General features: G+C 60.1%; 5 protein-coding genes. 2 read left to right on the plus strand and 3 right to left on the minus strand.

The genetic code is table 11. The annotated features are described in order from the left end of the window. Window positions 1–177: 177 nt before the first annotated feature. Together VL202_RS17845 and VL202_RS17850 are read left to right on the plus strand one after the other, a co-directional pair. Complete coding sequence (locus VL202_RS17845) at window positions 178–1,047, plus strand: DUF6030 family protein (protein ID WP_325465434.1); 870 nt, start codon at window positions 178–180, stop codon at window positions 1,045–1,047. A 338-nt stretch (window positions 1,048–1,385) separates the two neighbouring features. Next, window positions 1,386–2,147 carry a sugar transferase gene (locus tag VL202_RS17850; protein ID WP_082520403.1) on the plus strand — a complete coding sequence of 254 codons (762 nt, stop codon included), beginning with the start codon at window positions 1,386–1,388 and terminating at the stop codon, window positions 2,145–2,147. A 169-nt stretch (window positions 2,148–2,316) separates the two neighbouring features. Here VL202_RS17850 and VL202_RS17855 read toward each other — a convergent pair whose 3' ends face one another. The 3 genes from VL202_RS17855 to VL202_RS17865 all read right to left on the minus strand — a co-directional run. Beyond that, window positions 2,317–4,035: an ABC transporter substrate-binding protein gene (locus VL202_RS17855; protein ID WP_056329824.1), complete on the minus strand. Its 1,719-nt coding sequence runs from the start codon at window positions 4,033–4,035 to the stop codon at window positions 2,317–2,319. A 74-nt stretch (window positions 4,036–4,109) separates the two neighbouring features. Next, a complete protein-coding gene (locus VL202_RS17860; RefSeq protein WP_325465435.1) occupies window positions 4,110–4,529 on the minus strand; it encodes a DUF2160 domain-containing protein in 420 nt (139 codons plus the stop codon). Continuing rightward, window positions 4,529–5,236: carbohydrate ABC transporter permease (locus VL202_RS17865; RefSeq protein ID WP_325465436.1), on the minus strand; the 708-nt coding region annotated here is incomplete at its 5' end. The genes VL202_RS17865 and VL202_RS17860, both read right to left, overlap by 1 nt.

Genomic DNA, 5,236 nt, shown 5'->3' on the forward strand with positions numbered 1-5,236 from the left:
TTTTGGCCGGCACTTGTCGGCTATATCGTCTTTGCGGCCTGGCGAGACCGGCGCACGGGTCTTCCGGAAGAGGCCGGAAGCCGCAGCGCGATCGACGCGAAATGAAAAGGGCCACGGCGCAAGCAGTCCCAGGCAGGGGAAAAGTCCGATGGGGAGCCGCGCAATTTGGGTTTTGGCATGAAGGATGAGCGGAGGCATCGGTCCGGAAAGGTATTTTTTCTGGCCGCCGTCGGACTGGTCTTCGCCGCGATCCTCGCCACGGTCCTGCTTGCCCGGGATCAACGAAACCTCGACCGCCTGCTTGCCTCGCTCGGCTATTCCATCGTTCCGGCGAAAAGCCGGCCGCCGGCGGACGAGGTGAAGATCACCCGCAGCAGAGGGGTCCGCCTGCCGCCGGCGCACTTTGTCTTTCCCACTCATCTCTTTGCCGACCTCAAGGCCCCCGAGCAGAATTTCATCCGGCGAATCCGCAGCGACCCGGAGAAACTGTGCGAGCGGCTGGCCGATGGCGGCTTCGGCGAACTGGATTGGACGGTCAGCCGGGCCGACAGGGAGAAATGGGAATGTTCGTCCTTCATCGACATCGGTGAAGAGCCGGACACCCAATCCTCTGTGTTTATCTTCATCAAGGGCGACGAAGAGGATCGCGTCACTTCATTTCGCGTCAAGCTCAATATCGAAAACACGGCCGATACGATCAAGGTCGTCGACCTCGCCGGAAAAGCCGCCAATATCTTTCTGCAGCAGGTGCGCTGGGAAAATTCGAGCGACATCATCGGAAAAATCCACGCGCTCAAGGCTTTCGACATCAGCAGTTTCGGTAGCCGCATCCAGTTCAAGAGGGAATTCGGCGACACGCCGCGCTATAATTTCCTGGCCAACCAGATCGAAAAGCCCCGCGGCAAGACCCCGGCCGACTGGTTCTTCGACCGGACCAGATGGTTTCCACTGACCGATAGCGACGGCGTGCCGATGGTGGACGGCATGATGGCCGGCGAGAATCCGGACGGCTGGTCCCTGGCGCCCCCACCCGGTTCCGCGCCCTGACGGCGCCTGCTGGGGTAGCCCTTCGGCAACCTGCCCAAAAATGAACCATTCGGGACACGGCCGGATTAACCACAAGAAAAAACTGGGCGCTGATGCAGCTTGCCAAAGTCGATTATCTTTAATAAATCATTAATCACTAAAAAATGCTTTTGAACCAAAGAAATTTTTAAAGACACCCGCCCACGGGCAGCGACCAGAACAATAAAATTGTCCGGCGGCGGAAAAATATGATTTTCCGGGAAGAGGCCTGTGGCCGAATTCTCCAGATAATAATGATGCTTGCCATGGTTTGGATGGGCAGGCCTGCATTTTGTTATAGTGTCGGGAGTATTTGAAGAATGACCGAGAAAGTGATTTGGCACCGGCCGACGGTTGCCGGAAGCGGCAAGAACGGGCCGATCAGAACCCTCAACGATAACCTTTCCCCGCCAGGCAGGGACCGTCGGGCCGACGAAACGAATTTCTACATCAATCCGGCAGAAGCCCCCGCCCTTCCCATCCAGTTGAAGCTCAAGCGCGGCGTGGATATGTCCGGCGCCTTCTTCGGCCTTCTCGTCCTGTCGCCTGTCCTGCTGTTCATTGCCTTTCTGATCAAGTTCGAAAGCAGGGGGCCCGTCTTCTTCCGCCAGGTCCGCACCGGTCTCAACGAGGCGCCCTTCGAGATTTTGAAATTCCGCTCGATGTACACCGATCTCTGCGACAATAGCGGCCTGTGCCAGACGACCGACAAGGATCCCCGCATCACACCCCTGGGACGCATCCTGCGCCGGACCAATCTCGACGAACTGCCGCAATTGTGGAACGTGCTGGTCGGCGATATGTCGCTCGTCGGGCCGCGTCCGCACGTGCCCGACATGCTGGCCGCGGGCCGTAGCTATTGCGAGCTCGTGCAGGGCTACGAATACCGCCACCTGATGCGGCCGGGCCTCACCGGCCTTGCCCAGGCGCGCGGGCTGCGTGGCCCGACCGGCCATCGCTGGATGGCGATCCGCCGCATCGTCTGCGATGTCGAATATGTCCGCAATTTCTCGCTGCTTCTCGACATGAAGATCATCCTGCGCACCGTCATCAACGAATTGAAGGGCGGCACCGGCCTCTGAGGGGACGATGCCGGCAGCGCATCACAAACATCCCGCTTTTGCAGCGATGACTGACAAAAAAGAACCGCCCGCGGATCTCTCCACGGGCGGTTTTCGTTTTGGAACGCCGGCGCTGCACCGTCGTTGAAACCCGGCGCGCCACGCGGTTATGCGGCGCGCCGGGTTGCTTTTATTGCCAGCTCTTGACCAGTTCGTCGTAATTGACGGTCTGGGGCTTTTCTTTTTCATTCTCGATCTTCAACTGGGGTGCGAGATTGCCGGCCTTGACGGCGTCCGCGTTCCAGTATTCGAGATCGTGTTCCTCGGCGAGCTTCGGACCCATTTCGCCCTGGACACCAGCACGTTCCAGACGCTCCAGAACCTTTTCCTGCTCGGCGCAGAGCGAGTCCATGGCTTCCTGGGCGGTTTTCGCGCCTGAGGAAGCATCACCGATCGCCTGCCACCAAAGCTGGGCCAGCTTCGGATAGTCGGGGATGTTGGTGCCGGTCGGCGACCACTGAACGCGGGCCGGCGAACGGTAGAACTCGATCAGGCCACCGAGCTTCGGCGCGCGGTCCGTGAAGCTCTTGTGCTGGACCGTCGATTCGCGGATCAGCGTCAGGCCGACATGGCTCTTCTTCACATCCACGGTCTTCGAGGTGACGAACTGCGCATAGAGCCAGGCGGCCTTGGCGCGGTCGTCCGGCGTGGACTTGAGCAGCGTCCAGGAACCCACGTCCTGATAGCCGAGCTTCATGCCTTCCTTCCAGTAAACGCCGTGCGGGCTCGGAGCGAAACGCCATTTCGGAGTACCGTCCTCGTTCACGACCGGCAGGCCCTCTTTCACGAAGTCGGCGGTGAAGGCCGTATAGGTGAACATCTGCTGGGCGATTTCGCCCTGCGAGGGAACCGGACCGGATTCCGAGAAGGTCATGCCCTGGGCGGACGCCGGTGCATAGGCCTTCAGCCAATCGAGATATTTCTGGATGGCATAGACCGATGCCGGGCCGTTGGTGTCGCCGCCGCGGGCAACGCAGGAACCGACCGGCTGGGACTTCTCGTTGACCTTGATGCCCCATTCGTCGACCGGAAGGCCGTTCGGCAGGCCCTTGTCGCCGTTGCCGGCCATCGAAAGCCAGGCATCGGTGAAGCGCCAGCCGAGCGACGGGTCCTTCTTGCCGTAGTCCATGTGACCATAGACCTTCTTGCCGTCGATTTCGCGACCGGTGAAGAATTCGGCAATGTCCTCGTAGGCCGACCAGTTGACCGGAACGCCGAGATCGTAGCCGTACTTCGCCTTGAAGTCCGCCTTGTTCTTCTCGTCGTTGAACCAGTCATACCGGAACCAGTAAAGGTTCGCGAACTGCTGGTCGGGCAACTGGTAGAGATCGCCGTCCGGAGCAGTGGTGAACTTGGTGCCGATGAAGTCGGCGAGATCGAGACCGGGATTGGTCACGTCCTTGCCTTCGTTTTCCATCCATTTGGTCAGCGAACGGGCCTGCTGGTAGCGCCAATGGGTGCCGATCAGGTCCGAGTCGTTGACATAGGCGTCGTAGACGTTCTCGCCCGACTGCATCTGCGTCTGCAGCTTCTCGACGACGTCGCCTTCGCCGATCAGGTCATGGGTGATCTTGATGCCGGTGATCGCCGTGAAGGCGGGCGCCAGCACCTTGGACTCGTATTCATGCGTGGTGATGGTTTCGGAGACCACCTTGATATCCATGCCGGCGAAAGGCTTCGCCGCATCGATGAACCACTGCATTTCCGCTTCCTGGCCGGCGCGGTCAAGCGTCGACATGTCCCCGATTTCCTTGTCGAGGAACTGCTTGGCCTCGTCCATGCCCGCGAATGCGGAGCCGGTAAAGGCCAGCAGCATGACTGCCGTCGATGTTAGAAGATGCCGTCGCATTATAGTCCTCCCTTAAAGGTTTGCGATTGCAATGGCGGATTGCCTCCCCGGCAGTCCGTTTCAGTAATCTTGCCTCAAACCAGCTTGAAAACGCCGATGGCGTACAGGATGGAAAGCGCAAGAGCCCACCACACATTGGGGCCGACGAGCCCCAACCATGCGAGATGAATGAAGGCGCTGCCGAGCAGCGAAATGAACAGGCGGTCGCCGCGCGTCGTCTCGAAGCGCAGGATGCCGACACGCGGATTGCCGCCGGGCGAGGCATATTCCCAGACCGCCATCAGCGAGAGAAGCGCGAAGATCGTCAGGAAGAACATGGCGGTCGGGAAGGACCAGGCCATCCACCCCCCGTCAACCAGCGTCGAGAACCAGTCGCGCACGCCGTCCTTGACCGGAAGCATCATGAAGAGCACCCAGGCCACGACGAGATAGACTATGAGAACAGCTGCCAGCGCCACCGGCCAGCGATTGTTGCGGTTCGGCAAGGCAGCCATCAGACCCTCCCCAGGGCAAAGCCCTTGGCAATGTAGTTGCGGACGAAATAGATGACGATCGCGCCCGGGATGATGGTGAGCACGCCGGCCGCCGCCAGCACGCCCCAGTCCATGCCCGAGGCCGAGACCGTGCGCGTCATGATGGCCGCGATCGGCTTGGCGTCGGTGGTGGTCAGCGTCCGGGCGATCAGAAGCTCGACCCAGGAAAACATGAAGCAGAAGAAGGCCGCGACCCCGATGCCGCTGGCAATCAGCGGAATATAGATACGCACGAAGAAGCGCGGGAAGGAATAGCCGTCGATATAGGCGGTCTCGTCGATTTCCTTCGGCACGCCCGACATGAAGCCCTCAAGGATCCAGACCGCCAAAGGCACGTTGAACAGGCAGTGCGCAAGCGCCACGGCAATATGCGTGTCGATCAGGCCAAAGGCCGAATAGAGCTGGAAGAACGGCAGCGCGAAAACCGCCGGCGGCGCCATCCGGTTGGTGAGCAGCCAGAAGAACAGATGCTTGTCGCCGAGGAACCGGTAGCGCGAAAAGGCATAGGCCGCCGGCAACGCCACCGAAACCGAAATGACCGTGTTCATCACCACATAGATGATCGAGTTGATATAGCCCTTGTACCAGGACGGATCGGTGAAGATCACCGCGTAATTGGCCAAGGTCGGATCGTGCGGATAGAGCGAGAAGGCGCCGGTGATCTCGGT

Origin of the sequence: Pararhizobium sp. (genome assembly GCF_035497515.1) — a bacterium.
Lineage (GTDB): Bacteria > Pseudomonadota > Alphaproteobacteria > Rhizobiales > Rhizobiaceae > Pararhizobium.

Coding starts and splice junctions, on each gene's coding strand:
- VL202_RS17850 (WP_082520403.1), top strand. CDS start 1,386: ATGACCGAGAAAGTGATTTGGCACCGGCCGACGGTTGCCGGAAGCGGC.
- VL202_RS17860 (WP_325465435.1), bottom strand. CDS start 4,529: ATGGCTGCCTTGCCGAACCGCAACAATCGCTGGCCGGTGGCGCTGGCA.
- VL202_RS17845 (WP_325465434.1), top strand. CDS start 178: ATGAAGGATGAGCGGAGGCATCGGTCCGGAAAGGTATTTTTTCTGGCC.
- VL202_RS17855 (WP_056329824.1), bottom strand. CDS start 4,035: ATGCGACGGCATCTTCTAACATCGACGGCAGTCATGCTGCTGGCCTTT.